Raw genomic sequence first — 23,947 nt, forward strand, 5'->3', positions numbered from 1 at the left:
GGACCCCGTCCTCCAAGTCGCCGGCTACCTCGCCACCATCCAGTTGCGATCCCTCGTAGGGGCGATGAGGACCGGGCCGTGACGATCCTCGGTCTCGAGGAAACGAAGTAGTTGCGATCCCTCGTAGGGGCGATGAGGACCTGAAGGGCTGGGGCAAGGATTCGGTGGCCGCGTGCCTGTGTTGCGATCCCTCGTAGGGGCGATGAGGACTCGACTACCGGTGTCGTGCAAGCCAATCAGACCGGTTGCGATCCCTCGTAGGGGCGATGAGGACCCTAGTTGGTCCGTAGGCGGCTCAGTCCCTTTGCGTGTTGCGATCCCTCGTAGGGGCGATGAGGACGGTGTCGACGCTCTTCGAAAACCGGCCGGTGGCGCTCTTCGAAAATCGGGCCACTTGATGGTTGTTCAGTCTGCCTGGTTGTCGCCCCGCATGGAGGGCAGTGTGTCGATTTCGGTGTTGCGGAGTCGGTAACTGTTGCCCTTGAGGGTCAACACGTCGGCGTGGTGGACGATGCGGTCGATCATCGCTGCTGCGACGACGTGGTCGCTGAAGACGTCTCCCCAGCGTGAGAACGGCAGGTTCGAGGTCAAGACCAGCGAGGCATGTTCGTAGCGGCTGGAAACGAGTTGGAAGAACAAGTTCGCGGCGTCTTGTTCGAACGGGATGTAGCCGACTTCGTCGACGATCAACAGCCCGTAGCGGCGGAGCTTGGCCAGCTCGGCGGCGAGGCGTCCTTGCTGGTGAGCGGTTTGCAGGCGGGTGACCCACTCGACCGCGGTCGCGAACAACACCCGGTGTCCGTGGTGGGCCGCGGCGATGCCCAGGCCGATGGAGAGGTGGGTTTTGCCGGTCCCGGGCGGGCCGAGCAGGACCACGTTCTGTGCTTTGCTGATGAACTGGGCGGTCCCGAGGTGGGCGAGGGTGTCGCGTTTGAGGGCGGGTTGGTGATCGAAGTTGAATTCCTCGATCGCCTTGCGTGCCGGGAAACCCGCTGCGCGGATGCGTGTTTCAGCCCCTGAGGACTCTCGGGAAGAGACTTCGCGGGACAGGACCGCGGCGAGGTATTCCTCGTGGGTCCAGCCGGCGTCACGGGCTTGTTCGGCCAGCCGGGCAGCGCTGTCGCGGATGCGGGGCGCTTTCAGTGCGTTCGCGTAGTACTCGATCTGCTTGTTCGTGTCGGTGTTCATCAGGCCACCCCTTCCGTGTCGAAATCGACCCCGAAGATGGCGTCGTAGTCAGCGAGGTCGCGAACCATCCCGTCAGCACCGGCATCTCGGAACCGGTTGTTGGTGAAGGTTTCTCGTAGTCTCGCCGCGGTCTCGACGTGGGCGGGATCGGTGATGGTTTGCCTGGTCGACCACGCTCGTCGATGAGAGGCGACCACATGCCCCTCGCAGCGGGCTGCCACGGTGTCGAGGTCGGCGTGAACGTCGACCATTCGACCGATCATCGTCGGATCGATCGAGTAGTCGTTGCCCAGAACCCGCAGATAGTAGTCACGCGGAAGCCGCGACCGGCAGGTGAATCCGACCGAGGGCGCGACCGGGGGCAGCGCTGTCATTGCGGCCCTGTCGGTGCCGATCAACTCGACCGGCGCTGCTGCGATCCGCCGAACCCGTCGTGTGTTCGCGATCGGAAGCCATCGGCCGATCTGGTCGTTGAAATCCGCTGGTGAGCTGAATCGCCGGCCCGGGAGAAACGAGGTTTCCAGGTATCCGTTCGCTCGTTCGACGATGCCTTTGGACTCGGGATCGAACGGTTTGCACTGAACGATCCGAGTCGCGGCCATCCCGGTGAACGCGGCAACACCGGTGGCGAGTTGCCCACGTCTGCCGATGCCGGACTCGTTGTCCCACAACAGTCTCCGAGGAACAGCGCCGAGTTGGTTCGACAGAAGCGCCCACATTCCGGCGACCAGGTCCGCGGTAGTGCGGGTCGGGATCATCATCGCGGTGATGAACCGGGAAAACGACGCGACCATCACCAATACCGGCGGGGTGCCGAACTGGTCGGCGCCCAACGCGATCGTGACCGGCGGGAACCACAGATCGCACTGCACCTGGTCACCGGGACGATACTCGAGCCGGTCCGCGGGGTCTTTCGGCGCATACTCCGGTCGCAGACCAGCGACCTTCTTACGAAACCATGACGCCGACCCGACCCAGCCCACTCGCTCCGCGATCACCGAAGTCGGCATCGTCGGGAACTCGGCCAACAGTTGACGCACGTGGGGCTCGAACCCGTCGAACACCGACGGACCGACCGCACGCTGGTAGTGCGGTGGCGACTCCGATCTGATCGCCCGCGCGACGGTGTCACGCGAGATACCCAAACGGGCCGCGATCGCCCGCTGCGACAGACCCTCACTGGTGTAGAGGTACTTGATCTGCGCCCAATCCTGCACTGAGATCACCCTTCCAATCGTGGACGGGTGGCCGATTTTCAAAGAGCGCCAGTGGCCTGGTTTTCAACGAGCGCTGACAGACGGGTTCGGGTCGGTCGAGGCCGTGAGCGATAAGTCATGGAACGACAGCGAGATTGAGTTCGTTCGAGGCAGGCTTCGAGCACGCCGTACTATGCCGAGTATGCATACCGATCTCGGTGAGCTACGGCTGGGCCTCGAATCCGCCGACAGAGCGGGGGTGTGGGCGGCCCCGGTGTGCGATCTGTACGACGAGACGTTCTCGGTTGCGCCGTTCGTGTGGCCGGATGGCGAATCGGCCCGACACAAGCGGATGCTCGAACGTCTGGCGCTCGATCCGACCTTCGGGATCGCGGCGGCTTGGCATCCTGTTCTGGGCGGTCCTGATGCGCTGGTGGGGTTCGTCTACGGGATCGGGTTGAAGCCGGATACGGACTGGTGGTCCGGCTTCGTGAAACCGGTTCCGGATGAGGTGATTTCGGAGTGTCCGGGGCGGACGTTCGCCGTGATCGATCTGGCGGTGGCTGTTCCGTGGCGGCGGCGTGGCGTCGGGCGGCGGCTGATGGACGTGCTGTTGGGGAGTCGAACCGAGGAACGGGCGACACTGGCAGTGCAGCCGCAGGCTCAGATATCTCGGGACTTCTATGCCGGGATCGGTGGTTGGCAGCTGCTTGGCCGTCAGCTGACGCCGGGATATGTATCGCCGGAGTTCGACATCTATGTGCGGGATCTGACGGCTACGCCGGGATGAGTCCGAGGGAGGCGAGGGTGCTGTCGAGATCTCGTACACATGCGCTGGCGTCCCAGTGACGGAGATCGGTGCGGGCCGCGCGGATGGTGTCGTCGAGGCGGGGAGACCGGTAGTCGGCGGCAAGTTCGGCGCCGGCGGCGATGTTGTCGGCAGCGGCTTCGATATCCCCAAGGTGGGTGTAACCGCGAGCGAGGTCGAGCCGGGCCAAGGCTTGGTTGCGGATCTGGCCGGGCGCGAGATGGGCGAGGGCTTGCTGCGCGGCATCGTGGGCTGGTCGGTGTTCACCGAGCCTGTGTAGGGCATCCGCCCGCAGGCTCGCGATGAGGCCGGCGGAGACGAAGTATGCCGTCGTGCTTTCCTGGTCGGAATTTGTGGTGTTGGCGATGGCTGAATCCGCGGAATCGAGTGCCGTGTAGCAGTCATCGGGGCGGTTGGCGTGGGCGTATCCGAGTGCCGCGATGCCGTGGGTGTATGCAGCCAGGCGGGGGTCTTCAACGCGGGAGGCCCAGTGAATTGCGGCGGCTGCGAAATCAACGCCGAGACGCGGTCGACCGCGCCATATTTCGAGGTAGGCCAGGTTGCACAGCGTCAGTGCGGCCAGTCCGGCATCCTCGGCGGCGTGGGCGGCATCGCGGGCGACGTTGTATCTGGCGGTCGCCGGGGCGTAGCGGCGGAGATCGAATTCCATCCAACCGGCCAACCGGGCGAGATCACCGTGGATACGGTGCACCCGGAGACGCAGACTTGCGGGGGAGTGCTCTCGTAGAACAGCTTCGGCGACGAGGATGTGTCCGTTGACTGTCGGGAGTACGACCTCCGGTCCGAACAGGTCGTTTTGTCCGCGCACGAACTCGAGGGATGCCTCGAGGTGATCGACGACCTTGCCGTCCACCCGCGCCGGGTCCAGCAGAGCGGCTGTGATCCGGTCGGCCTCATCGCTGTCGAGGCCGCCCAACATTGTGGCGAGAGCAGATACGCCCGCTGCGCCACCGAACAATTCGAGAAGCTGGCGACGGTTCATGTTCACCCAGTGTCGCAGATCGATGCTCGCGGCAACAGCGCGCGATTCGAGGCAGCCGGACTCGAGTAGTGCGGCGGGATGGTGCCCGGCATCGATGTCCGGTCCTGCGCTGCGCTGCGGTTCGACGTCGGTGTTTCCGGCGGCAGAGTCATCCAGGATCGCCCAGAAGCGCTCTACATCAACAGCATCCGCCTGGCGCAGCTTCCGATCCATCCGCGCCGCGTAAGGGGCGGTCAGCTCGATGGTTTCGCGCCGCCGCTCCCATTTTCGCACCGCCTCCGAAGAGACCCCGGTATGAGCCGCGAAGGTTTCACGGCTCATACCCAGCGCCTGCCTGAACGCTGCGACTTCACGCCCGGTCCATCGCGCACACGATCGCATCCGGTTCCCCCTCATCATCGACGAGTGCACCGAGGGTACCCCCGGAGTGCCTCGTCTGTACCTGTCCTGACCTGCGCGGGCGCGAAATAGTTGAACCAGTTCGCCGCCAGGTCGATAGCCGTTTCGCCCCAGCGTTGGAGATCGGATCGCCACAAGCGATGCCGCCAGCGAGGCACGGCTGATCCTAACGGTGGCGGCTCGCATTGAAGCACGAAATCGGTGCTGGCACCGCCGCATTCGTTACATCTGGATCGCGAAACGAGCGAAACGGTGGCGTGCGCGTGCCCTGTCCACTTCTGCGCGACTCGGAGTGTCTACTTGGCTACAAGACAACTTGGTAATCCCATCGGATGCGGCTCGCCCTTCGACGGCGACGACGAGTTCCGCGTCCCGATGTACACCGAGCAGTTCGCGACCAACCCCCACGCCGTCTACGCCCAGATGCGTGAGCGATTCGGCTCCCTGGTCCCCGTCTGGCTCGCCCCCGGCGTCCCCGCGACCTTGGTGATCGGCTACCGGACCGCCCTCGAGATCCTGCACGACCCCGATCATTTCCCCGCCGACCCACGCCTCTGGGAACAGGACATCCCGCCGGACTGCCCGGTGCTGCCCATGATGCAGTGGCGGCCCAACGCCCTGCGTAACACCGGGATCGAGCACCGGCACTACCGCTCGGCCACTGTCGATGCCCTCGACAGCGTGGACCTGCACGCCACTCACGCCGTGGTCGAGCGGGTCGCGCTCGAGCACGTCAACCGGTTCTGCGGTCGCGGTTATGCCGACCTGATCCACGATTTCGCGTTCCCGCTGGTCTTCGATGTGATCGGCGAACTGCTGGGGTGTGAGCCCGAGGAGAGCAGGCAGGTCGCTGCGGGGATGGCGATGATGTTCGACACGACCGAGGCCGCCGAGGGGAATCGGCTGCTGGTGGCGGCGCTGGGGGAGTTGGTGCGTCGTAAACGTGCCTGTCCGGGGGAGGACATCACGTCCTGGCTGGTGGCTCATCGGGTCGGGCTCGGTGACGAGGAGATCGTGCACCAGCTGGTGACCCTCTACGCCGCGGCGAGTGAGCCGTTGACCAATCTGATCGCGAACACGTTGCTGGCGATGATGACTCGCGCCGATTTCGGGGGTGAGGTGGCCGGTGGGGCGTGTTCGACCAGGGACGCGCTCGAGTATGTGCTGTTCCGTGATCCGCCGCTGGCGAATTTCTGCATGTCCTATCCACGGCAGCCGCAGCTCGTCGACGGCTCGGTGTGGGTGCCGGCGCATCAGCCTGTGGTGATCAGCCTGGCCGCGTGCAATACCGATCCCGACATCGTGGGCGGCGACATCCGGCACAACGGGTCGCATCTGGCGCTCGGCGCGGGCCCGCACAAGTGTCCCGCGTCGCGGCTGACGCATGTGGTCGCGGCGGAGGCGATCGATCAGTTCCTCGACGTGCTGCCGGAGATCGCGCTTGCGGTGCCCGTCGAGCGGTTGCGGTGGCGGCCGGGGCCGTTCCATCGGGCGCTGGTGGAGCTGCCCGTGATGTTCGCGCCGGTCGCGCCGCTGACCGTGTCCACCCGTTGAAATGTGAAGGCGAATCCGATGACTGATCTGCATGATGTTCCCGCTCCGGTCGTGCTCGATGTGACCGGGGCCGATATCGCCGGTGAGGCGGCCCGGCTGCGTGCGCTGGGGCCGGTGGTGGCGGTGGTGCTGCCCGGCGGGGTGCGCGCGTGGGCGGTGACCGATCCCGATCTGTTGAAGGACCTGCTGGTGGATTGGCGGGTGTCCAAGGACGCGCATCGGCATTGGCCGGATTTCGTGGCGGGCCGGATTCCGCCGGACTGGCCGCTGATCTCGTGGGTGTCGGTGCGCAATATGTTCACCGCCTACGGCACCGACCATCAGCGGCTGCGCAAGCTGGTCGGGCCCGCGTTCACCGCTCGCCGGGTGTCCGCGCTGCGGCCGCAGATCCGGCAGATCGTCACCGGGTTGCTCGACGGGCTGGCGGCGCGCCCGGCCGGGACGGTGGTGGATCTGCGGGAGGAGTTCGCGGCGCAGGTGCCGTTGCGGGTGATCAGCGCGTTGATGGGGGTGCCGCCGGGATTGCGGGACGGGTTGCGGGTGTGTGTGGAGGAGATCTTCGCGACCAGTCCGCGGCGTGATCCGCGTGTCACGTTCGCTGAGATGGTGGAGATCCTGACCGCGCTCGTGGCGCGTCGGCGGGCCGCGCCGGGGGAGGACATGACCAGTCTGCTGATCGGTCACCGTGACGACGGGGACCGGCTGTCGGAGGAGGAGTTGGTGCACACGCTGCTGTTGATGATCACCGCCGGGTACGAGACCACGGTGAATCTGCTCGACCAGGCGGTGTGTCAGCTGCTGAAACGGCCGGAGCTGCTGGTTCGGTTGCGGGCCGGTGACTTCAGCTGGTCGGGGTTGGTGGAGGAGACCTTGCGGTGGGCGCCGCCGGTGGCGAATCTGCCGCTGCGCTACGCGGTGGTCGACATCGAGGTCGCGGGGCGGCGGATCGAGGCCGGATCGGCGATTCTCGCCTGCTTCGCCGCCGCCAATCGCGACCCGGACCTGCACGGGCTCGACACCGACGCGTTCGACCCGGCTCGTGCGGTGAAAGAGCATCTGTCCTTCGGTTACGGGCCGCACTACTGCCTCGGCGCGCCGCTGGCCCGGCTCGAGGCCGCGATCGCGCTGCCCGCGCTGTTCACAAGGTTCCCCGATCTCACGCTCGCCGTCGCGCCGGAAGCGCTCGAGCCGTTGGGCAGCTTCATCGCCCACGGTCACCGGTCGCTGCCCGTGCGGTTGTTCGCGAGCTCCGGCCGGTGAGCGGACCGGGGCGTGCGCCGAAGGTCCGCCATCTCGCCATCGCCGACGTCGACCGGCTCCGACACGACAACCCGCACTGGCCCGTGCGCTCACCGGCCGACGCCGCAAACGCGCTGCTCGTCCACGGCGACTGTCCCTGGCACTGCTCGACCCGGGTCGCGGCACTGCTCGTCAGCGCCGACGCCTACCGCTACTTCCGCGATCGCGGTCTGATCGAAAGGGACGGATGGACATCGCACTCGGTCTGGTGAACCTCGCCCTCGGTGAGTCCGACGCGGCCGATCGGGCCACCCTCGTCGAGTTGGCTGCCCGGCACGGATGCCGCCTCACCGAGGTGGTCATCGTGGACGAGCAGACCTACATGCCGACCACGCTGATCACCCATACCGCTCACATGCTCGGCGCGGTGGTGATCCTCGCGCCGAGTGCGGAACACTTCGGTTCTGCCGCAAAGGCACTCGCGCTGGCCTGCACCTTGATCACGCCTCGGACAGTCATCCCGCGCGCACCGGGGTGGACGCCCTACCGGTGAACCGGACTCGTTCCGCGGTGCGGAACGCCGAGACCGAATCGTTCGGCACCTCGCCTTCTGAATGCACACCCGGGACCACCGGGAGGCGTCAGGATCGCGGTTCCCGCAACCGCCACGTGAGCGAGACGGGCCGATGATCGTCCCGGAGGGCGTGTCGATCCGACTCGGGCCGGTTAGAGGCCGGGGCGGCCCCTCTGGACTGTTGATGTGGGTCGTCGTCGGGCCGCGGGTCAGTCGTGGTGGGCGACGACGTTGACCACCGTGCCGTCCGGTGCGCGGACGAAGAACCGTCGCACGCCCCAGTCCTCGGTGGTGAGGGGGTGCACGATCTCGTAGCCGAGCGCGCGGGCCTCGCCGTAGGCGGCTTCGAGGTCCTCGACGTGGACGGAGATGGCCGAGTCCTCGGGGGCGGTGGCGTCGCCGGTCACGAGTTGGACGTGAGCGCCGGTCGTGGGTGAGGTGAACCGGGCTACCCAGCCGAGGTTGAACTCCTCGGTGCTCAGGCCGAGGAAATCGGTGTAGAAGCTCTTCGCGGCGGCGATGTCGGCTACCGGCAGGTTGGTCGTGATACGGGTGACTCGCATGCGGATCTCCTACCCGGGTCGGATGTGTCCGATGATTGTCCGGGGTGGGCAGTATGTCGACCCCGGGCGGCTCCCGTGATCACTCGCACGCGATTCCATCACCGTCCCTGTCCAGGCCGGACCTGTACCCGGGCTCGCCCGCATACAGAGGCGCGGCGCCTGCCGCGCGGGCGGCGGCGCAGTTCTTGTAGTACACGCTCGACGGGGCCGGCGGAGCGACAGTCGGCTCCGGTTCGGGCGCGGGCGGGGCAGGCGGGGGTGGCACGGTAGCCGGTTCCGGCGTCCGCTCGGGTTCGGCGAAGGGAGCGATGGGAGGAACGGGCGACGGTTCCGGTGCGTGGGTGGCCGGCGGCACGGTCGGTACCGAGATGGTCGGCGACTCGTGTGGGGGCGCGGTGCTTTCGAGGACGGCCGTGGTCGGTGTCGGTGCGGTGGTCGTCGTCGACCGGGTGGTTGTCGGTGCCACGGTGGTGGAGGTCGGCGCCGGTTGATCGGCGTCGTCGTCGCCGACTATCGAGCCGATGCCGCCACACAGGCAGAGCAAACCGATGATCGCGCCGACGATGATGAGGGTATTCCGGTTGGTGCGCCTGACTCGTGCGAGGTTCTCGGCTTGTCGGTTCTGGTTTGCAATTGAATGCCTTCGAATCGGTGATGTGCGGAGCAACGTGCGCGAGTTGTCTCGCAGTGATGACTTGCCGTCGAACTTCCAGCCGGGTGGCATTGCCGTGCCGTGCGGGCGACCAGCGCAGGTCTCCAAAGCATGTGTGCTCGAGAATCGTTGTATTCCAACAAGACACGTCGAGCGCGCATGCCGTTCGCGGGACTCATCGTAGGTCGATCGCGGTTCGGGGGACCCTCGATCCGGGTCGAAACCGAGTGATAGCGAGAGAATTCAACCGAATCGACTACAAGGGCGCTGTGGTTCTTCCCGCGTTGCCGAACGTGTCGAATCTCTTGTCGCTCATAAGCGGTGTCAGGAGACCTGCTTGTCGTGGGCGTTGCGGGCGCGGGCGATCGCGTCACGGTGGCGTTCGGCCCATGCGGAAAGGCCGAGCAGGTGGTCGTACAGCTCGCGGGCCATGTCGGTGGCGGTGTATTCGACCTTGGGCGGCACGGTGGGGTACACGGTGCGCACCAGCAGGCCGTCTCGCTCGAGGTTGCGCAGGGTGAGCGTCAGCATCCGTCGGCTGATGCCATTGATCGCGCGCTCCAGTTCGGTGAAGCGCACCGGTCCTCGGGTCGCCTCCATCAGGACGCCGATGCTCCACTTGCCACTCACCCGGCCCAGGACGTCGAGGACCGTGCACACCTGCCCGCCGTCGACCTGGTCGGGAACACAGCTGTTACCCAGTGACATGAATGTGCCTTCTTCCGCCGAGGCTCGAATGGGCGAATCATCGTCACGGTAACAACTCGTGCACTTATGGAGGTCAAAGCCTTATGTCGATGACGTTCGACGACGCGACGCGGGAGTTGCTCGACGGCAGGAACTTTGCCACGGTGGCGACTCTGAACCCGGATGGCGATCCGCAGACGTCGGTGGTGTGGATCCTGCGCGAGGGCGACACCGTCCTGTTCTCCAGTACCACCGACCGGCAGAAGGTGCGCAACCTCGCCCGCGATCCGCGAATCAGTCTGACTGTTCTCGACACCGCGAATCCGTACCGTACGGTGGAGATTCGCGGCACCGCGGAGCTTGTCGAGGACCGCGATCATGCGGCGCAGCAAGCGGTCTCGCACAAGTATCTGGGAGAGGACTCGCCGCCGGACCCCGAAGGCACCGTCCGCGTGATCGTCCGCGTGATCCCGCAGAAGGTCCGCGGGGTCAGGGGTCAGGTGGTGCGGGGGCGGGTGGGCCTATCCGGCGAATCCGCGGCCAGAGTTCTGCCCAGGTGGCGGTGAGGTTGTCGCACAGGAGTATCCGCGTGCCGTTCTACGGCGAGAAACACGCGATTGAGCAACCCGAGACCCAGTACCATCCCCGCGACCGACCACAGCCGGGGATCGCCGGTGCGGATCAGCCGAGCGAGGACGAACACCAGCGCAGTCCCGAACGCGACATCGATGGAGGCGGTGGTCAACAGATGACCACTGGTCAGGACGAGGATCGAGCCCGCGGCAAAGCCCGAGGCGAGAAACTGCGCGAGGCGCGCGCCGCCGAACTCCCGGGCGATCAGGCCGACCAGCAGCACGGTTACAGCAGCCCCGAAGGCTGCCGGAGCGCGCAGTGCCAGCAGGGAATCCGGGGCGAGCTCGTCGGCGATCCGGGCGAGTAGCGGGCTCAGCGGAGGGTGGTCGGGATAGCCGTAGGCCAGGTGCCGACCGGATTCGCGAATATAGAACTCGTCTCGGTGGAAGCCGTATCCCCTGAGCAGGCGAGGAGAACTGCGAACACCACACCCGAAACCACAACAGCGGGCCAGATCTCGCGCAGTGCGGTACGCATCCATGGCTGCGAGAGCGTGGTCGAATCGCTGACGCCGGTCACCACTCCAGTGTCCTGTCGTCTCCTCGACACCGCTACCGAGCAACTCCGCTGTAGTTCCCGCGAACCCTGTGCAGTGCTGCGGAAGAGGATTAGAGTTTCGTCTCGGCGCGGCGTCGCGGACGGTCGATCATGCGTGCGGGGAAGGGAATTCGGTGCTCGACAAGGCGAATCATCAGGGGAAGTTCGGCGCGGATTATGTGCGTGTGCTGGCCTCGGCTGCCGGGCTGATCTGGTCGCAGGACGATGTGGACCTCGATGGTGTCGATCTGTGCATCAAATTGCCCGGCCGTACCCCGCGCGGGTTCTCGCCGCGCATCGACGTACAGGTCAAATCTGTTTCGAGACTTCCGATTCGCCACGGATATCTCGATTTCGACGGGCTCAGCCGAGCCCAGTTCGACAAGCTGGCCGGCACCGGATCGACGGTTCCCCGCTACCTTTTCGTGGTCCATGTGCCCCGCAGCGCTGACGACTATGCCGATCTGCGCACGTCGGGTCTGCTGTTACGGCACATCGGTTACTACCTGTCGCTGAGTGACCGGCCACCGTTGGCGCCGGATGATCCGAGGCAGCGGATCCGGGTGCGTATACCGGTGAGCAATGTGCTCACGGCGGTGGGTCTGCGCGCCCTCGTGGCCGGCACCGCCGTCGTCCCGGCGTGACGGTCGGGACCGTGCATACTCCGCGCGTCGCCGAGGTGACGGCTTACCTGATCAGTCACGGCTGGGATGTCACCGGCCGGTGGCGAGACGCGCAGGTGTGGAGCCTGCGCGAGTTCGACGTACTCGTCCCCGCGGGTGACGATCTGGCGGACTCGGAAGCGCGACTGCGCGACCTCACGCGATGCGTGGCCGAGGCGGAGGACCGTTCGCCCCGGTCGGTGTGGCGGGATATCGGTTCTCCACCTGCCGATCTCATCTCGCTGCGGACCGCAGGCGAGGGTGGCGCTGTGTCGTTGCCGAGGGGTGTGCGCACCGTGGCGGCGCTGCGTGATCTACTGCTGTTGTGCGCGCGTGAGGTTGTCGACGAGGAGCGCGCGGAATCCGCTCGCGGTGTACTCGACCAGGCGCGGCTGGCATTGAACGACCAACCCTTCGGGGTCGATGTGACACTGCCGTTCGCTGTCGGTGAGGTCGATCCGCTGGGCAGGCGGACCGCGATGCGAGTGCTCCACAGTTCGAAAGCCATTGCGGATGCTCTGGATTCCGATGTCGATGGCATCGAGCGGTTCCCTGAGATGGAAGTCTCCGACCAGGTCTGCCGCGCTCTGGCGGGGCTCGCCGGCCCGGATCGAGTCGTGTTGGGATTCCGCTGGGCGAGCGGCGATCTGCGAGAGGGCGCGACGGTCGAGATCCCCGGTGGTGCGTCGGAGGTGATTCGCGCCGCGATCCGGACCCGGCGGCAGCGTGTGCAACCTGTCGTCGGCGTGGTCGAGGGTCCGGTGATCGAGTTGGCTGACGACACCGAGGGGGATCGCAGGCGGATCACCGTGCGTGGTGTGCTCCGTGTCGACGGCTCGGCGGTGGGCCGCCGCCGAGCGGTGACCGTGCGCCTGCCCGGCGATCCCGACTACCTGGTCGCGCTGGCAGCACACCGTGACGGGCGGGCGGTTCGCGCCGAAGGCCGGGTGACGACGACGGGCCGCAGGCCTGGAATCGACGTCACGACGGCAGGTTTCACAGTGATTCAGGATTCACCGAGATGATGGGAACGGGGACGGATATGTCCGAGGAGCGGTTGACTCTCACCGAGCGATGTGTGCTGCTCGTGCTGATGGCGGAGGCCAGGGAGATGACCAATGCGGAGCTCTACGCGGTCGCGGGTCTCAAACTCGAGGGAAAGTACCGGCGGAACCTCAACGACCTCGGCCTGGTGGACAGTGTCCAGGTGAGTCGCTCCTTCGTCCACGAACTCACCGATCGCGGTGCGGTGTGGTGCGGTGCGGAACTGACGCGGGAACGGCCCGCCCGTTCCGGGCCCGCCGGGGGAGCCCTCTACGTCGTGCTCGCCGCGTTGCGCCGGTACCTCGACGACGCAAGCCGGTCACCGGCCGATCTGTTCCGTCCCGATGTGGCGGGACAGATCGAATCAGCCTATGCGGAGGTCACCGAGGGCAGCGGCGGACCGGTTCGGCTCGCGGTGCTGCGCGGTCGTCTCGACGGATTGCCGAGAGGCGAATTCGATCGGGCCGTCGAGCTGCTGTCCCGCCGTCAGGGCGTGCACGTCAGGGCCGAGGCGGATCAGAAGACACTGACCGACGAGGACCGGGATGCGGCCGTTGTGCTCGGTGGAACGCCCCGGCACCTGCTGACGGTCGAAGTGTCGAGATGAACGCCGAGGTGTCGAGATGAACGTGGCGATGAACGAGGAACAGCACAACGCGCTGTCGGCCATCCAGTTCAGCAGTGTGCTCAATCCGGAAGCGATCTGGAGCCCGCTGAGCCACCACGTCGACGGCTTGCACCCGCACGCCGTGGCCGCACTGACCCGCGCCGTGCGGGCTGCCGAGAACAGGCCGAAGGTGGCGCCGACCGGGTTCGTGCTCAGCGGTGAGAAAGGCGTCGGAAAGACGCACATGCTGGGCTGGCTGCGTCAACATGTCCAGCAGGCCGGTGGCGCGTTCTTCATGCCGAAGCTGATCGACGGCACGTCGTTCTGGGCGGGCGCCGTACATGGCATCGTCACCAAGCTGCGCGGCTCCGACGGTGGGCAACTGGGGCGCATGCTCACCGCACTGACCGAGCTCACCGGCTGCGCTCCCGAGCTGGGACTGCGGGTGCGCGGAATGCTGCCCGTGCAGCCGGCGGACCTGGCGGCGTTCGTCGAGGCGGTCGAGGATCTCGACGTCCAGGCTGCGGAGGAATGCCGGGATACCTTGCGGGCACTGATCCTCTACCAGGCGAGAGGGCACGCGCGCGAGATCGGGCACAGTTTCCTCGTGCTCGAGGACGGCATCGACGAGGACACCCGCATCGAGTGGGGTTTCCGGCAACGAGTCAAACCACCGCAGCTGATCTTCCATGAACTGTGCCGGTTGTTCGCGCTCACCGGACCGGTCGTGATGGCCGTCGATCAGATCGACTCGGTGATCGCCCAGTCGGGTCACGATGACGGTGACGGCCTCGCGGACCGGCTCGCCGATGGTCTGATGCGGATGCGGGAGGAGACGGTCCGCACGCTGATCGTCACGGCCTGTATCCCGAAATCGTGGGAGCTGATCGCGCACCGGGCGGTGAACTCGGCCGCCGACAGGTTCACGGTGCTCGAACTCGAAACGGCCATGCCCGATTCCGTGGTGGCCGCGGCGATCGTCGAGCGCCACCTCGGCGGGCTGTACGGCGACATCGGCTTCGTCCCGCCCTATCCCACCTGGCCGGTATTACCCGTGGCCTTCGAAGACCCGGTGATCACCGCTTTCACTCCCCGGCGGCTGCTTCAGCACCTGGATGCCCATGTCCGTAGTTGCCTCGCCGAAGGCAGAGTTGTCGAACTCGACCATTTCGCTCCCACGGTCGACGGAGCGACTCCGCCGCCGCCGGTCACGACCGAGGACTCCGCCCTGTTGGACGAACGTTTCGCCCGATTGCGGCGCGATGCCGACGTGACAACCCCGCTCGACGCCAAGCATGAAGACAACCGGATGTCCGAGCTGCTGAACGCGGCTCTTCGTGCTTTCGTCAACGAGCAGAGCCGCCAGGATCTCACCGTCGATCTCTCGACTGTCGCGCGACCGGCGCTGCACGCGCGACTGCGCCGGACGCTGGACGAGGCCACCGAGGACGAGGAGCACTGGAGCTTCCGCGCCATTGCTCACCCTCATCCCCGGGCGGTGCTGACCAGACTGCGATCGGCGACGTTGGAGTCGGGGATCGGTTCCGGCACGTCGACGCGGCACCTTGTCGTCCTGCGCAACACGGCCTTCGCTCGCGGACCCGTGACCACCGACGCCCTGGCCGCGCTGGAAGCCGCTCGCGGACAGGCGCTTCCGGTTGAGGCCGACGACCTGCGCACGTTCAGCGCTCTGGAGAAGATGCTCGCCGAACCCGCGCCGGGACTGGTGAACTGGCTCGCGGAACGTCGACCCGCGAGCCGCACGCAGCTGTTCGCGCGTGTTCTCGGTGGCATCGCGGAACCGGGCGCAGGCGGCGCTGCCGAGCGGACACCGGAGCCGGCGACAACGGGTGATTCCCGGACTTCGGGCGCAGACCCCGAAGTCTGTGGGGACGAGGGTGATGCGGTGGCCGGGGACGAGCCGTCGATCGCACTCGGGCGCTACCTCGAAACCGGTCGCGAATTCCGGGTGCCGCTCGCGCTCCTGCGCAAACACACCGCTGTCTTCGCGGGAAGTGGTTCGGGAAAGACCGTGCTCCTGCGTCGCCTGGTGGAGGAGGCCGCACTGCATGGTGTGTCCGCCATCCTCATCGACAGCAACAACGACCTGGCACGCCTGGGCGACCGATGGCCCGCACCACCGACGGGATGGAATCCCGATGATCCGGCGCGCGCCGCGCGCTACCTGTCCGACACCGAGGTCATCGTATGGACGCCGCGGCGGGAGGCGGGCAGACCGCTGTCGCTGAATCCGTTGCCCGATTTCTCGTCGGTGCTCGGCGACCCCGACGAATTCCGGATCGCCGTCGACGCATGCGTGGCGGGCCTTGTCCCCCGTGCGGGGCTCACGAGCAGGAAGTTTCCCACCGGGAACGCAGTTCTGACGCAGGCACTCGCCTACTTCGCCCGGCACGGCGGCACCGGCCTCGACGACTTCGTGGAATTGCTCGCCGACCTGCCCGACGAAGCGAGCACGCTCAAGGACGCCAGGCAGCTGGCGGGCGCGATGGCCGTGGAATTCTCCGCCGCGATGATCAACGACCCGGTCTTCGGTGGAGCGGGTTCCCGGCTGGATCCCGGAATGCTGCTCACCCCGACCGCGGGCCGTCGCGCCCGAATCTCCGTGATCAGTTGCATCGGCCTGCCCACGGACGCGCAGCGCCAGACTTTTGTGAACCAACTCCAGCTGGCGCTGTTCGCATGGATCAAGAGACATCCGGCCGGTGACCGCCCGCTGGGAGGTCTCCTGGTCCTCGACGAGGCGCAGACTTTCGTGCCCTCGCGCGGAACGACGGCATCGAGCGAAAGCACACTGCAACTGGCAGCGCAGGCGCGCAAGTACGGGCTGGGCATGGTGTATGCGACGCAGGCGCCGAAGGGACTGCACAACATGGTGGCAGGCAACGCTGCCACCCAGTTCTTCGGTCTGCTGAACGCCCCGGCGCAGATCCAGTCCGCCACCGAGCTCGCGCGGGCTAAAGGGGGGAGCGTGGACGACATCTCCCGGCTCTCGGCAGGCCGGTTCTACGGCGCTACCGAGGGCGCTGCCTTCGGCAAGCTCGTGGTCCCCATGTGCTTGAGTCATCATCCGCCGAGCGCGCTCACCGAGGACCAGGTGCTTCGCCGGGCGCGCGGCTCGGAGGATGATGCCGCAGGTCGGTGACAGCGGTTCGCGCGACGGCTGGAGTCCGGGTGCGTCGTCGCCCGGACCGGCGATCGCAGCCGCATCTCGGCTCAGCGCCGGGTAGATGAACCAGTTCCCGTGTGATCACTCGCAGGCGCGGCCGTCGCCGTCCCTGTCCAAACCGGATCGGTACCCGGGGGAGCCCGCATACAGAGGTGCGGCACCGGCTGCGCGGGCCTGGGCGCGCGCTGCGCCATCGTCGCGGCCGCGCTCGACGATGCCCTCATCGTCGAGCCGTATGACGAGATCGCGGTGCGGCGCTGCGAGCACGACGGCCGGATCCGGTGGCGGCTGGGGCTCGATCGGGTGTTCACCGTGGTGAGCGGGGCCGGGGTGGTGCTCGACTTCGACGGCGAATCGGTGCCGGTGGCGCCCTTGTCGCCGCTGCGATTCGACGGCGGGCGTCCGCCGGCTTGCGCGGTCACCGGGGCCGGGGCGGAGGCGTTCAAGGTGATGGTCGATCCTGCGTCGGCCTCGGCGCAGGTCGTCGTAGAGCACTACGCGACCGGCGGTGCGGTGGACCGGCTCGTCATCGCCGGATCACTGGCGATCGGTGCCGGTGCGCAACTCGAGCCTGGAGACGTCGCACTGTTCGATCCGACGGCGGATGCTGCCGACGGTGACGGCGCAACCTCGTCCGACGAGGTCGACGAGTCGCAGGATGACCGATGTCGGTCCTGGCCACGAACCTGGCGATCGGGATTCAGGGCAGCATCCAACGCAGCTCTCTTCGGCTCAGCGACGGGTCGCTACCGTTTCGGCGCGTTCGACGACCCGCCGGGCCTGGCGGGCCACCGCCTCGTCGATGAGGAAGCCGTTGACGTCCACAGCGACTCCCGACTCGGCGACCTCGAGGGCGGCCAGCACCGCGCGCGCCTCGGTCACCACCTCAGGGACAGGGGTGAATACCGAGCGCACCGGTTCGAGCTGGGCGGGATGGATACAGGCCCGCCCGACGAATCCGTGGTTCGCCAGGGCGCGGGTGTCCGCTGTGAAGGCATCGAGGTCGCGGAAATCGCGCGAGACCGCGGCCGGTGGCGGGTCGATGCCCGCCGCCACGCTCGCGGCCACGATCTGGCTACGAGCGAACAGCAGTGTGGTGGCGTCGGATTCGGGGTCGATGCCCAGATCGGCGGCCAGGTCTACTTCGCCGATCTGGAGAAATCGCACGCGGGGTGCACGGGCGATCGCGGGAGCGGCGAAGATGCCCGCGGCGGTTTCGATCATGGCCGAGATGGCGGCGTCGGGGCAAGCGGAGTTCGCCAGCAGGGTGTGGGCGCGCTCCACCTCCTCGGCGGAGCCGACTTTGGGCAGCCAGATGCCGGTGAGGCGCGGGTGGGCCACGGCCTGGATGTCCTCGTCCTGGAGGGAGCCGGGGTTGACCCGCACCCACACTTCGACCCGGCCCGGGTCGGTGTCGGCGACCCAGGTGGCGACGGCGGCGCGGGCCTCGGCTTTGCGGCCCGCGGCGACGGCGTCCTCCAAATCGAGCACGATGGCGTCGGCGCCGGAGGTCAAGGCTTTGCCGAATCGTTCCGGCTTGTCGCCCGGGACGTAGAGATAGGTGAGCGGTCTGCTCATCCGATGACTCCGGTACCCGCCACCAGGGCCTTGGCGATGACGGTGCGCATGATGTCGTTGGTGCCCTCGCCGATCGACATGAGCGGGGCGTCGCGATAGAGGCGTTCGACGACGAATTCGGTGGAGTAGCCGTAGCCGCCGTGGATGCGCATGGCCTCCAGGCTGGCGGTGATGGCGGTCTCGGAGGCGAAGTACTTCGCCATACCGGCCTCCATGTCGACGCGCTTGCCCGAATCGGCCTGGGACGCGGCCCAATAGGTCATCAGGCGGGCGGCCTGCAGATGGGTGGCGATGTCGGCGATCTTGAGCTGGATGGCCTGGAAGTCGGCGATGGGCTGACCGAAGGCGGTGCGCTCCTTGGCGTAGGCGAGTGCGGCGTCGTAGGCGGCCTGGGCGATGCCGACGGAGCGGCCGGCGATATTGAGGCGCCCGATCTCCAAGCCGGACAGGGCCTGTTGGAGGCCGCGGCCCTCGACGCCGCCTAGCAGGGCATCGACGGGGACGCGTACGTTGTCGAGTAGGATCTCGCAGGATTCGGTGCCCTTGTAGCCGAGCTTGCCCAGGTCGCGCTGGACGTCGAAGCCCTCGGCGCTGGTGTCGACGAGCAGAATGCTCATGCCCTTGTGCGCCGGCGTGGCGGTGGGGTCGGTCTTCACCAGGACCGGAAGGACGTTCGCGTGGCGGGCGTTGGTGATCCAGGTCTTGGCGCCGTTGACGATGTAGTGGTCGCCGTCGCGGCGGGCGGTGGTGCGGATGCCCTGCAGGTCGGTGCCCGCACCGGGTTCGGTGAGACCGATGCCGGTGCGCCATTCACCGGTGGCGAGCTTGGGCAGCAGATCCTGCTTCTGCTGCTCGGTGCCGTGCTTGTTGATCATCCAGCAGGACAGGTTGTGGCTTCCGAGAATGCCCGCGACGCCCATCCAGCCGCGCGCGATCTCCTCGTAGACCAGAGTGAACGAGACCTTGTCCAGGTCGATGCCGCCGTATTCCTCGGGGGTGGTGATGCCGAACAGGCCCATGGCCTTCATGTGCTCGACGATCTCGGTGGGGTAGCGGCCGGACTTCTCCCACTCGTTGGCGACCGGAATGATTTCCTTGTCGACGAAGTGGCGCAGGGCTTTACGGAAGTCGAGCTGCTGCTCGTTGAAGGTGAAATCCACGGGGGCTCCTGGGAGAGATCAGTTCGGGGTCGCGGGGGCGATGGTCGCGGCGAGGTCGAGGATGCCGGTCAGGTCCGGCTCGTCGGCGAGGGCGAAGATGCGATCGGCGAGTTCCTCGGTGGCGGGATGGTCGGCGCAGTTGGCACGGAACTTGGCGCGCAGCGCGGCATCGTCGAGCGGGAAGGCGACGGTGCCCCGGCTGCCCCCGACCCGGCCGTCGAGCGTGCTGCCGTCGTCGAGGGTGAGGACGGCGTGGCCGGGAGCGGACGCGGCGGGGCCGTCGGCGGCGTTTTCCACCACGCGCACCTTGGCCGCGGTGGCGAGCACGTCGGGGCGGGCGATGGACTCGGGGGTGTAGGTGGAGATGTCGACAGTGCCGTCGTGCAGGAGCGCGGCCACGCTCCACGGCAGGTCGAACTTGCCGTCGTACGGGCTTCGGGGCGCGGCGAGGCCGGTGTTCGGCCCGCACACGATGGGCGCCGAATCGGTGTGGACGTGCACTTCGATGTCGATCACCCGGGCCGGGTCGATGTCGCTGTTCGCGACGGCGGCCGCGACGGCATCGAGGGTGACGTGCATGAGCTGGCAGCTCGGATACGGCTTGATGCCGATTTCGGCTGCTTCCCAGCGGGTTCCGAGTTCTGCGCTGACGGCCGCCAGGTTGAAGTCGCGGGCGGACATCGTCGCGTAGAGGCCGCGACGGCCTTCCAGCACCGACGGCGGTCCGCTCGCGCCCGCGGCGGCCAGGCGGGCGGCCAGAATGCCGTTGAGGGTGGCGGTGCCTGGGTGCAGTGCCTTGGTGTCGGCATCGGTGTCGAGGAATTCCAGCAGGCCGCCCGCGCCCGACCCTGCGATGCCGAGGGCGTCGACGAGCTGATCGGTGGACAGGCCCGACAGCGTGCCGGTGACCAGGGCTGCGGCGAACGGTCCGACCACGCCGGTGGCGTGCAGGCCGCGGCTGTGGAAGCCGTGCGGGCTGGCCAGGCCGAGGCGGCAGGCGGTTTCCAAGCCGATCGCGGTGGCGGTGAGAACCTGAGCGCCGGTGGCGTGCACCGACTGGCCCACGGCGAAGGCCGCGGGCAGCGCCACAGCGGTGGCGTGGACCAGGGCTCCGGCGTGGGTGTCGTCGAAATCGAGCGCGTGCACCAGGACCGCGGTCGCCATGCCCGCGGCGGGCGCGGACAGGGCGCGGGTTCCGGTCAGCGGCCGGGCTTCGGCCGGGCCGCCCAATGCCTCGGCGACGGTCCAACCCGCGCGGCCTTGGCCGAGCCGTTGCGCGGCCAGGGCGTTGCCGATGCCGTCGAGCAGGTGGCGTGCGGTGGCGTGCCGGACGTGGGCCGGTAGGTCAGCGAGGGTGAGCTGCCCGGCCCATTCGGCCAGCGCCCGCGAACTCATGCGGACTCCGTCTTCGCCGGGCCGAAGGCGCCTTCGGCGAGGAGCTGGGCGATCCGTTCGGCGTCGTAACCGAGGTCGCCGCCGACGATCTCGTCGAAATGCTCGTTGCGCGAGGGGGCGCGGCGGTACTCCGGCCTCTGATCGCCGAAGCGCACGGGCGAGGCCAGCTGCCGGACGGTCTGGTACACGGGATGCTCGGTCTCGACGATGAGATCACGGGCGATCGTGTGCGGCTCGGTCACGGCCTGGGCCACATCGTTGATCGGGCCCGAGGGCACGCCCGCCGGTGTGAGCAGCGAAAGCCAGTGCGCCACAGTGTTCGTCGCGAACACCTTCTCCAGGATCTCGAGCAGTTGGTCGCGGTTCCTGCCGCGCTGGGTGAAGTCGGTGAAGCGATCGTCGTCGGCGAGTTCCGGGCGGCCGATGGCCACCACCAGTCGTTCCCAGAACTTCTCCTTGGCGCAGCCGACGACGAGCCAGCCGTCGCTCGCCTCGAAGGCCTGGAAGGGGACCAGCGAGGGATGCGCGGAGTTCTTGGTGCGCGTCGGTTCGTAACCGGCGTTCAGATGCCAGGTGGCGGGGTAGGTGAGCAGTGACATCGCGGTGTCGTAGAGGGAGACATCGCAGTCGCCGCCGATGCCGTCGCGCCTGGCCGCGTGCAGGCCCGCGAGCAGGCTCAGCGCGGCGACGAATCCGCCGGAGAAGTCGACCAGCGACAGCCCGGACTTGGTGGGCGGGCCGTCCGGGTCGCCGGTGATGCTCATCCATCCGGCCATACCTTGCAGGATGTAGTCGTAGCCGGGTTCCTTCGCCCGCGGGCCGGTCATGCCGAAACCGGTCAGGCTGCAGCAGACGATCGCGGGATTGATGTGCTTGAGATCGTTGTAGGTGATGCCGATCTTGGCAGGCACGTCGCCACGCAGATTGGAGTAGACGGCGTCGGCATTGCGGACCAGGTCTTCGAACACCGCACGCCCGGCCGGGTTCGACACGTCCAGTGAGAGGCTGCGCTTGTTGCGGTTGAAGGTCTCGAAGAACAGCGAGTCCTCACCCTGGTTGTACGGGGGGACGTAGCGGCCGACATCGCCGCCCGCGTTGGGGTCTTCGATCTTGATGACGTCGGCGCCCAGATCGGCCAGGTGGACGCTGCCGAACGGGCCGGCGCCGTACTGCTCGAGGGCGATGATGCGGACGTCTTGGAGTGGCTTCATGCCGAGGCCCCGTTCGTTTCGGACTGCGCGGGAAGTTCCAGTGGCCCGTTCTGCGCTTGCGGGAAGTAGTTCTGGCCGATGCCGCTCTCGCGGGTGGCCACCATCACCGAACGCTTCCAGGAGATCACTTCGATGCCGTCCTGATTCAGCCCGCGGGTGATCATCGAGACGATGCCCGCGTAGGGGCGGGACTCGGACTTGCGCAGGCCGGTGCAGAGGCTTTCGGCGTAGAGGGTGTCGCCCTCGTATACCGGGTGCGACATCTTGATGTCGGTGAACGCCAGATTGGAGATGGCGTTCTGGCTCATGTCCAGCACCGAGATGCCCAGGATCACGGCCACGGTCAGGCCGGAGTTGACGATGACCCGGCCGTCGGTGATCGGGTTCTGCTTGGCGTAGTGGGCGTTGAAGTGGTTCTGGTTGGTGTTCATCGACAGCAGCGTGATCCACGCGTTGTCGGCCTCGGAGATCGTTCGTCCGATGGGGTGCTGGTACACGTCACCCACGACGTAGTCCTCGAAGAAGCGTCCGAGGACGGCCTGATGCACTGCCACCGTGTCTCCTTAGTTCGTTCGGTGAAGGGGTTCCAACGAACGATACATCAGACATTTATCTCGTCAAGAGGTGGGAAGAAGCCTGTATGGCGGCGCGTTCACCGTAAACCCTGTCAACCCTAGAGCTAAATGGCAGATGTTTCTGGTCAGTCGGTGCGCAGGCGATCCATTCGCCGGTAGGAGTCGCCCAGGTGATCGAGGTGGCGGCGCATGTGGTCGATGGCGGCCATCGAGTCGCCCGCGGTGACGACCTCGAGGATGGCTCGATGATCGTGGTCGACACACTGCCAGAAGTCGCCGGGGGCGTCGTCGCGGCCGAATCGGGTGGACAGCACCCGGAATACCGGGGCGGTGATCAGCTCGAGCAGTGGGTTGCCGGTGGCGCGTAGCAGTACCAGGTGGAACTCCTGGTTCTTGGCGAAGGTTTGTGGCCCCTGCAGACCTTCCGGGTCGAACATCGCGGCGCGCAGTTGGGACAGATGCTCCTCGGTGCGGCGGAACGCGGCGATGCCCGCCGCCGGCACCTCCATCAGATTGCGCACCTCCATCAGCTGGTCCACCGTCACGGCCTCGGCGGCGGCCATCAGGGCCACGCCGGTCTCCAGGCTGGCGCTGATGTGTCCGATGCTGGGGGTGGACACGAAGCTGCCGCCGGTGACGCCGCGAGTGGTGGTGATGAGGTTCTGGCTGGCCAGGGAGCGCAGCGCTTCGCGGATCGTGCTGCGGCCGACGCCGAACTCGGCGGTGAGCTCGGCGTCGCTGGGCAGGCGGGCGCCCTGTGGCAATTCGCCGGACAGGATGCGGTCGCGCAGGTGATCGGCCAGGACCGCGTAGGCGGGGCGGGCCTTGGCGGTCGTGTCGCCTGTCGTCTGTTCGGTCACCGGTGGGGGTCCTTCTGCTGGAAACGACTCTCTCGCGAGGCCGAGCCTAGCGGTATCGCCCGGTGGCGGCTGCGTTACCGTGGGCGGCTGATGTGCGGCTAAACATCCGTCAATTACGTGCAGTCTTGCGGACGACTGGCATGATTGGCGGCTGTAATCGCGAATTTACCTCTAAAACATCTGAGGTATTGATTTCTTGGCCCGGCTACAGCACGATGACTCCCATCACCTCGCGCGGTGGTCACCCGCCCTCCGAGGGACGGCACTCATCCCAGCCGGCCGTCCCCATCCGCTCCTTCGTGGGCGCCGGAAGAATGGAACCTTGATGAAGAGAATTGGAGTCGACGTCGGCGGCACGTTCACCGACCTCGTGCTGTGGGACGACGACGGCACCGTGGTCGTGCACAAAACTCCCTCGACGAACCACGACCCGTCGATCGGCACCATGGACGGCATCGGGGTGCTGGCAGAACGCGCCGGGATCGACCCCGCCGAGATCGAGATGTTCTTCCACGGCACCACGGTCGCGACCAATATCGTGCTCGAGCACAACGGCTGCGATGTCGGCATGATCACCACCGAGGGCTTCCGCGACCTGCTGCACATCGCCAGGAAGAAGCGGCCGCTCAACTACT

General features: G+C 67.1%; 26 protein-coding genes, 2 pseudogenes and 1 CRISPR repeat array. Of the genes and pseudogenes, 14 read left to right on the plus strand and 14 right to left on the minus strand.

Annotated features, from left to right (window positions below):
- Positions 1–42 precede the first annotated feature (42 nt).
- A CRISPR array of direct repeats spans positions 43–340; the repeat unit is 30 nt; unit sequence GTTGCGATCCCTCGTAGGGGCGATGAGGAC.
- A gap of 65 nt (positions 341–405) precedes the next feature.
- Positions 406–1,188: an IS21-like element helper ATPase IstB gene (gene istB, locus ON26_RS27890; protein WP_040800758.1), complete on the minus strand. Its 783-nt coding sequence runs from the start codon at positions 1,186–1,188 to the stop codon at positions 406–408.
- Complete coding sequence (gene istA / locus ON26_RS27895) at positions 1,188–2,414, minus strand: IS21 family transposase (RefSeq protein ID WP_157172039.1); 1,227 nt, start codon at positions 2,412–2,414, stop codon at positions 1,188–1,190. Before istA ends, istB begins: the two co-directional genes overlap by 1 nt.
- Before the next feature lie 172 nt (positions 2,415–2,586).
- On the opposite strand from istA, the gene ON26_RS31885 reads away from it, so the two are divergent.
- Positions 2,587–3,174, plus strand: a complete 588-nt coding sequence (locus ON26_RS31885; protein WP_051027751.1) for a GNAT family N-acetyltransferase — start codon at positions 2,587–2,589, stop codon at positions 3,172–3,174.
- On the opposite strand, the gene ON26_RS27905 is transcribed toward ON26_RS31885, so the two are convergent.
- On the minus strand, positions 3,161–4,813 hold the full coding sequence (locus tag ON26_RS27905) for a helix-turn-helix domain-containing protein (protein ID WP_505770724.1): 1,653 nt from the start codon (positions 4,811–4,813) through the stop codon (positions 3,161–3,163). The two genes, ON26_RS31885 and ON26_RS27905, sit on opposite strands and share 14 nt — an antisense overlap.
- Positions 4,814–4,894: 81 nt before the next feature.
- On the opposite strand from ON26_RS27905, the gene ON26_RS27910 reads away from it, so the two are divergent.
- From ON26_RS27910 to ON26_RS27925, 4 genes are read left to right on the plus strand one after another with little or no spacing between them, the layout of a single operon-like run.
- Positions 4,895–6,148, plus strand: coding sequence for a cytochrome P450 family protein (locus ON26_RS27910; RefSeq protein ID WP_040800764.1), 1,254 nt, complete (start codon positions 4,895–4,897; stop codon positions 6,146–6,148).
- Positions 6,149–6,166: 18 nt separating this feature from the next.
- A complete protein-coding gene (locus ON26_RS27915) occupies positions 6,167–7,408 on the plus strand; it encodes a cytochrome P450 family protein (protein WP_040800802.1) in 1,242 nt (413 codons plus the stop codon).
- On the plus strand, positions 7,405–7,659 hold the full coding sequence (locus ON26_RS27920) for a hypothetical protein (protein ID WP_040800766.1): 255 nt from the start codon (positions 7,405–7,407) through the stop codon (positions 7,657–7,659). The genes ON26_RS27915 and ON26_RS27920 overlap by 4 nt, the downstream gene beginning before the upstream one ends.
- On the plus strand, positions 7,635–7,940 hold the full coding sequence (locus ON26_RS27925; protein WP_040800769.1) for a hypothetical protein: 306 nt from the start codon (positions 7,635–7,637) through the stop codon (positions 7,938–7,940). The genes ON26_RS27920 and ON26_RS27925 overlap by 25 nt, the downstream gene beginning before the upstream one ends.
- A gap of 230 nt (positions 7,941–8,170) precedes the next feature.
- Here the strand turns inward: ON26_RS27925 and ON26_RS27930 are convergent, their stop codons facing one another.
- Entirely contained in the window at positions 8,171–8,524 is a 354-nt protein-coding gene (locus tag ON26_RS27930; protein WP_040800771.1) for a VOC family protein, read from the minus strand.
- A gap of 79 nt (positions 8,525–8,603) precedes the next feature.
- Positions 8,604–8,879, minus strand: a complete 276-nt coding sequence (locus ON26_RS34805) for an excalibur calcium-binding domain-containing protein (RefSeq protein WP_245546100.1) — start codon at positions 8,877–8,879, stop codon at positions 8,604–8,606.
- Between ON26_RS34805 and ON26_RS34320 the strand changes: the two genes are divergently transcribed.
- Together ON26_RS34320 and ON26_RS34325 are read left to right on the plus strand one after the other, a co-directional pair.
- Positions 8,833–9,015, plus strand: coding sequence for a hypothetical protein (locus tag ON26_RS34320; protein ID WP_040800773.1), 183 nt, complete (start codon positions 8,833–8,835; stop codon positions 9,013–9,015). The genes ON26_RS34805 and ON26_RS34320 overlap by 47 nt on opposite strands.
- Positions 9,012–9,161, plus strand: a complete 150-nt coding sequence (locus tag ON26_RS34325) for a hypothetical protein (protein WP_218000645.1) — start codon at positions 9,012–9,014, stop codon at positions 9,159–9,161. The genes ON26_RS34320 and ON26_RS34325 overlap by 4 nt, the downstream gene beginning before the upstream one ends.
- Positions 9,162–9,500: 339 nt before the next feature.
- Here ON26_RS34325 and ON26_RS27940 read toward each other — a convergent pair whose 3' ends face one another.
- Positions 9,501–9,884 (minus strand): winged helix-turn-helix transcriptional regulator, encoded by a 384-nt coding sequence (locus ON26_RS27940; protein ID WP_040800775.1) that lies wholly within the window; start codon positions 9,882–9,884, stop codon positions 9,501–9,503.
- An 89-nt stretch (positions 9,885–9,973) separates the two neighbouring features.
- On the opposite strand from ON26_RS27940, the gene ON26_RS27945 reads away from it, so the two are divergent.
- Positions 9,974–10,429, plus strand: coding sequence for a PPOX class F420-dependent oxidoreductase (locus ON26_RS27945; protein ID WP_218000643.1), 456 nt, complete (start codon positions 9,974–9,976; stop codon positions 10,427–10,429).
- Here ON26_RS27945 and ON26_RS35145 read toward each other — a convergent pair.
- Complete coding sequence (locus ON26_RS35145) at positions 10,360–10,977, minus strand: ArnT family glycosyltransferase (RefSeq protein WP_083884409.1); 618 nt, start codon at positions 10,975–10,977, stop codon at positions 10,360–10,362. The genes ON26_RS27945 and ON26_RS35145 overlap by 70 nt on opposite strands.
- 106 nt (positions 10,978–11,083) lie before the next feature.
- Between ON26_RS35145 and ON26_RS27955 the strand changes: the two genes are divergently transcribed.
- From ON26_RS27955 to ON26_RS27970, 4 genes are read left to right on the plus strand one after another with little or no spacing between them, the layout of a single operon-like run.
- Positions 11,084–11,677 carry a DUF4365 domain-containing protein gene (locus tag ON26_RS27955; RefSeq protein WP_245546097.1) on the plus strand — a complete coding sequence of 198 codons (594 nt, stop codon included), beginning with the start codon at positions 11,084–11,086 and terminating at the stop codon, positions 11,675–11,677.
- Positions 11,678–11,688: 11 nt separating this feature from the next.
- Positions 11,689–12,720, plus strand: coding sequence for a hypothetical protein (locus tag ON26_RS27960; RefSeq protein ID WP_157172041.1), 1,032 nt, complete (start codon positions 11,689–11,691; stop codon positions 12,718–12,720).
- On the plus strand, positions 12,717–13,346 hold the full coding sequence (locus ON26_RS27965) for a hypothetical protein (RefSeq protein WP_245546098.1): 630 nt from the start codon (positions 12,717–12,719) through the stop codon (positions 13,344–13,346). The genes ON26_RS27960 and ON26_RS27965 overlap by 4 nt, the downstream gene beginning before the upstream one ends.
- A gap of 16 nt (positions 13,347–13,362) precedes the next feature.
- Entirely contained in the window at positions 13,363–16,509 is a 3,147-nt protein-coding gene (locus ON26_RS27970) for an ATP-binding protein (protein ID WP_245546099.1), read from the plus strand.
- Between the two features lie 105 nt (positions 16,510–16,614).
- Here ON26_RS27970 and ON26_RS35150 read toward each other — a convergent pair.
- A pseudogene (locus ON26_RS35150) lies at positions 16,615–16,713 on the minus strand (excalibur calcium-binding domain-containing protein); the annotation flags it as partial.
- Positions 16,714–16,866: 153 nt separating this feature from the next.
- On the opposite strand from ON26_RS35150, the pseudogene ON26_RS35155 reads away from it, so the two are divergent.
- A pseudogene (locus ON26_RS35155) lies at positions 16,867–16,971 on the plus strand (hypothetical protein); the annotation flags it as partial.
- Between the two features lie 294 nt (positions 16,972–17,265).
- Here the strand turns inward: ON26_RS35155 and ON26_RS27980 are convergent.
- The 6 genes from ON26_RS27980 to ON26_RS28005 form a co-directional block, all read right to left on the minus strand.
- Positions 17,266–18,111, minus strand: coding sequence for an HpcH/HpaI aldolase/citrate lyase family protein (locus ON26_RS27980; protein WP_040800788.1), 846 nt, complete (start codon positions 18,109–18,111; stop codon positions 17,266–17,268).
- Positions 18,108–19,271: an acyl-CoA dehydrogenase family protein gene (locus tag ON26_RS27985; protein WP_040800790.1), complete on the minus strand. Its 1,164-nt coding sequence runs from the start codon at positions 19,269–19,271 to the stop codon at positions 18,108–18,110. The genes ON26_RS27980 and ON26_RS27985 overlap by 4 nt, the downstream gene beginning before the upstream one ends.
- Positions 19,272–19,289: 18 nt before the next feature.
- A complete protein-coding gene (locus ON26_RS27990; RefSeq protein WP_051027753.1) occupies positions 19,290–20,666 on the minus strand; it encodes an MmgE/PrpD family protein in 1,377 nt (458 codons plus the stop codon).
- Positions 20,663–21,877, minus strand: a complete 1,215-nt coding sequence (locus tag ON26_RS27995) for a CaiB/BaiF CoA transferase family protein (RefSeq protein ID WP_040800792.1) — start codon at positions 21,875–21,877, stop codon at positions 20,663–20,665. Before ON26_RS27995 ends, ON26_RS27990 begins: the two co-directional genes overlap by 4 nt.
- Complete coding sequence (locus tag ON26_RS28000) at positions 21,874–22,431, minus strand: MaoC family dehydratase (protein ID WP_040800794.1); 558 nt, start codon at positions 22,429–22,431, stop codon at positions 21,874–21,876. Before ON26_RS28000 ends, ON26_RS27995 begins: the two co-directional genes overlap by 4 nt.
- A gap of 146 nt (positions 22,432–22,577) precedes the next feature.
- Positions 22,578–23,312, minus strand: coding sequence for a FadR/GntR family transcriptional regulator (locus ON26_RS28005; protein WP_040800796.1), 735 nt, complete (start codon positions 23,310–23,312; stop codon positions 22,578–22,580).
- A gap of 325 nt (positions 23,313–23,637) precedes the next feature.
- Between ON26_RS28005 and ON26_RS28010 the strand changes: the two genes are divergently transcribed.
- Positions 23,638–23,947 (plus strand): hydantoinase/oxoprolinase N-terminal domain-containing protein (locus ON26_RS28010; protein WP_040800798.1); only part of this gene is annotated, 310 nt, incomplete at its 3' end.

It is taken from the genome of Nocardia higoensis NBRC 100133, from assembly GCF_000308595.1.
GTDB classification, from domain to species: Bacteria; Actinomycetota; Actinomycetes; order Mycobacteriales; family Mycobacteriaceae; genus Nocardia; species Nocardia higoensis.